Here is a 3585-nt window from a genome sequence, read left to right as displayed (position 1 = left end):
AAGAAAAGCAGTGGCTCAATGCTTATCACAGCGAAGTACGCGAGCGTCTGAGTCCGTTGTTGGATGGCGCGGCGCTGAGCTGGCTGAACGAGCGCACTGTGGCCATTTGATCGATTTGCCCAAGGCGCCGCTCGCGGTGCCTTGGGTCTCGGCTTCAATCCTGGCGCAATGCCTCTTCTACGAAGTCGAGTCGATCCTGACCGAAGAACAACTGATCGCCAATGAACATGCTGGGGGCACCGAAAACGCCGCGCTTGATGGCGGCTTCGGTGTTTTCCTTGAGTGCGGCTTTTACTGATTCATCGTTGGTCAGCGCCATTATCTCTTGGGGGTCGAAGCCGTTTTCAGTCAGCACGGCGGCAACGGTTTGCGGATCGTTGAGGTTACGGCCTTCTACCCAAAGCGCCTTGAACAGGCAATCGACGAACTCGGCGAAACGCTGCGGCTGGCGCATCTGCATGCCAGTGACGGCACGCATCAGTATCAGCGTGTTGATTGGAAAGTGCGGATTGAATCTGAGCTGTACGCCGTAGCGTTTGGCGAAGCGATCGAGGTCCTGAAACATGTAGCGGCCCTTGGCCGGAATCATTGCCGGCGAAGCGTTGCCGGTGGCTTTGAACACGCCACCCAACAGCATCGGGATGTAGATCAGTTCGCTCTGGGTATCGGCGCAGATTTTCGCTAGCTGGGTGTGCGCCAGATAGGTGGTGGGGCTGCCGAGGTCGAAATAGAATTCTACGGTTTTCGTCATGATCAAATCGCTCTCTTATTGTTGTAATGAGGGGGGAGGGCTTACCAGCGTTCGTTCCATGGGCGCAGGTCCAGCTCGAAGGTCCAGGCATCCCGTGGCTGACTGTGCAGATACCAATAGTTTTCAGCGATGTGCCCTGGATCGAGAATGCCGTCCTGATCCTTGGTCGCGTATTTCTCGGGAAAGCTGTTGCGGATGAAGTCGGTATCGATCGCACCATCAACTACGACGTGGGCGACATGGATGTTCATCGGCCCCAACTCTCTCGCCATGCTTTGCGCCAGTGCGCGGATGCCGTGTTTGGCTCCGGCGAAAGCGGCAAATCCAGAAGCACCGCGCAGCCCGGCCGTGGCACCAGTGAACAGAATCGTGCCGCGCTGCCGAGTGACCATGCGCTTGGCCACTTCACGGGCATTGAGAAAACCGGAGAAGCAGGCCATCTCCCAGATCTTGAAATATTTGCGCGCGGTTTCTTCGAGAATGCTGCAGGGCACGTTGGCGCCGATGTTGAAGACAAAGGCCTCGATCGGGCCGACGCGGGTTTCGATATCTTCGATCAAGGCGATGACGTCATCTTCCTTGCGCGCATCGCAGGCAAAACCATGGGCCTCACCGCCCTCAGCGATGATTGCGTCAACCAGAGGCTGCAATTTGTCGGCGCTGCGCCGGGTCACGCAGGCTATAAACCCCTCACTGGCAAAGCGCTTGGCAATTGCCCCGCCGGTGGCATCACCGGCACCGACAACCAACACGACCTTCTTGTTATTCATGGGTGAATCCCTTTTGGTTAACGATCGTTTAGTTAACGAACGTTATGCTAGGATTCGGGCAGCGTCAAGGCGATCTACTTCAGGAGATGACATGCGTTATTCGGCCGGACACAAATCGGAAACCCGCGAACGATTGCTGCAAAGCAGCGCGCTGTCGGCAAAGAAATCGGGGTTTTCCACGGTGGGCGTGGATGGCCTGATGAAAGCCATCGGTTTGAGTGGCGCCGCGTTCTACAGCCACTTTTCATCCAAGGATGCGCTGTTCGCTGCCATCGTCGAGCGAGAGTTGAGTGAAAGTCTTGAGCGCCTTGGTGGCCAGGGCGGTGCAGATCGGCAGCGGCTGGAGCGTTGTCTGAAGCAGTACCTGAGCATGGCCCATGTCGAGCAACCGGAGGCCGGTTGCGCGCTGCCGACATTGGGCGCGGAGATTGCCCGTGCCGATGTACAGGTGCGTGAGCAGGCTGAAGAATGGATCTGCCGCCTTCAGCAGGGCTGGGCCGAGATACTGGAAAGCGAGAGTCTGGCCTGGTCGGTGCTGTCGCAATGCGTGGGTGCATTGGTGGTCGCGCGGATGCTGGCAACACCGGACGTGCAGCGTACGGTGTTGCGCTCGAGTCACGAGGAAATTACGCGTCAGCTCGCTTTGCCACGAGCCGAGTAGTTATTTGCAGATGACGATCATGCTGCGGCTGGTATAACCGGCGGGGTTCAGGCCGAACGGATAATCGCCAGGTTCTTCTACGGTGTCCCCGGATTTGGCGATCACCTTGTAACCCTTGGGCGCGCAGGAATTGGCGGCGCTGGTGTAGCACTTGTCCCATGAGGATGAAAGTCCGGAACAGTTGATGTGCAGCCCCTTCTTGCCGCGTTTGACCTGGGTTTCCGAGGTCGCTGCGCAACTCGCGATCGCCAGCAGGGCGATCAATAGCAAAATTCGTTTCATTACCATCCTTAATAGCGGCCGCGAGTCTGGTGCTCGGGTCTGCCTGTATTCGCTCGCGTTTGCAGCGTTGTGCCGTCCTTTGCGAAAAAATCCATGCCTGGCGATGGGTTACGAAGCTAAACATGGCCTAAATGAGCGCCAATTACCAGACCCCACTTTCTATTACGCTTCAGTCGGCCGCGACAGCAGGCTTTGCTCCGCTGCCCATGGTCATGGTTGCGCCCACTGACGCCAGAATAATGCACAGGATGGCCAGCCATTGTGACAATGAAAGGTATTCCTGGAGAAAAAGCAGACCTGACAATGCTCCGAAGGCCGGTTCGATACTCATGAGCGTGCCGAAGGTGCGCGCGGGCATACGCGTCAGGGCGACCATCTCCAGGGTATAGGGCAGGGCGGTGGACAGAATGGCGACGCCGATAGCGATCGGAATCAGCGATGGTGTAAGCAGCGCAGCGCCGGCATGAACAATGCCGATCGGCGCCACGAACAGCGCGGCGATCATCACGCCGAGGGCTGCCGTCGTCACCCCGTTGTCGGCGCCGGCCTTTTGCCCGAACAGAATGTACAGCGCCCAGCACACTCCGGCGCCCAGCGCATAACCCGCTCCGACCAGATCAATGCCGGCAGTGGTTGCCCCGGTAGGTATCAATAGAAGCAAGCCGGCCGCAGCAAGCGCAATCCATACAAAATCGATGGCGCGGCGAGAGGCATATATAGCTACAGCCAGAGGGCCGGTGAATTCCAGCGCAACGGCGATGCCCAGCGGCACTGTGCGCAGCGACATATAAAAGAGGAAGTTCATTCCACCCAATGCCATTCCGTAGACGATGACGGTACGAAGAGACTTGGCGGTCAGCTTTGCACGCCATGGGCGCAGTATCAGCAGCATGATCACGCTGGCAAAGATCAAGCGAAGAGTGGTTGTTCCTTGTGCGCCGATAATGGGGAACATGCTTTTGGCCAGAGAAGCGCCCGACTGGATGGACGCCATGGCTATCATGAGTAGGCAAACCGGAAACAATGTGGAAGCAAGGGAGCGAGGTTGATCATTCATTGCGCGGCAGCATCCAAGGCAAAAACACAGTATTGTTGTGGTAGTGGGCAATATACTGCGCATT

At 57.5% G+C, this 3585-nt stretch carries 6 protein-coding genes; 2 read left to right on the top strand and 4 right to left on the bottom strand.

Annotated elements, in window-relative coordinates; genetic code table 11:
* A partial coding sequence (locus tag OQK_RS31935; protein ID WP_162098714.1) for a M24 family metallopeptidase C-terminal domain-containing protein occupies positions 1-110 on the top strand: 110 nt, incomplete at its 5' end.
* A 44-nt stretch (positions 111-154) separates the two neighbouring features.
* Here OQK_RS31935 and OQK_RS01530 read toward each other — a convergent pair.
* Together OQK_RS01530 and OQK_RS01525 are read right to left on the bottom strand one after the other, a co-directional pair.
* Positions 155-751, bottom strand: coding sequence for a 2-hydroxychromene-2-carboxylate isomerase (locus OQK_RS01530; RefSeq protein WP_038861067.1), 597 nt, complete (start codon positions 749-751; stop codon positions 155-157).
* A gap of 41 nt (positions 752-792) precedes the next feature.
* Complete coding sequence (locus OQK_RS01525) at positions 793-1521, bottom strand: SDR family oxidoreductase (protein ID WP_016770793.1); 729 nt, start codon at positions 1519-1521, stop codon at positions 793-795.
* Between the two features lie 91 nt (positions 1522-1612).
* Here OQK_RS01525 and OQK_RS01520 point away from each other — a divergent pair, with 91 nt between their 5' ends.
* Positions 1613-2182: a TetR/AcrR family transcriptional regulator gene (locus tag OQK_RS01520; protein WP_016770792.1), complete on the top strand. Its 570-nt coding sequence runs from the start codon at positions 1613-1615 to the stop codon at positions 2180-2182.
* Here OQK_RS01520 and OQK_RS01515 read toward each other — a convergent pair whose 3' ends face one another.
* Both OQK_RS01515 and rhtA read right to left on the bottom strand, forming a co-directional pair.
* A complete protein-coding gene (locus tag OQK_RS01515) occupies positions 2183-2464 on the bottom strand; it encodes a hypothetical protein (RefSeq protein ID WP_016770791.1) in 282 nt (93 codons plus the stop codon). It lies immediately after the preceding gene.
* 169 nt (positions 2465-2633) lie between these two features.
* Positions 2634-3521, bottom strand: a complete 888-nt coding sequence (rhtA, locus tag OQK_RS01510) for a threonine/homoserine exporter RhtA (RefSeq protein ID WP_016770790.1) — start codon at positions 3519-3521, stop codon at positions 2634-2636.
* Between the last annotated feature and the right edge of the window lie 64 nt (positions 3522-3585).

Source organism: Pseudomonas sp. R62 (assembly GCF_000257605.1).
GTDB lineage: Bacteria > Pseudomonadota > Gammaproteobacteria > Pseudomonadales > Pseudomonadaceae > Aquipseudomonas > Aquipseudomonas atacamensis.
This window is presented reverse-complemented; position numbering and strand designations above follow the sequence as displayed.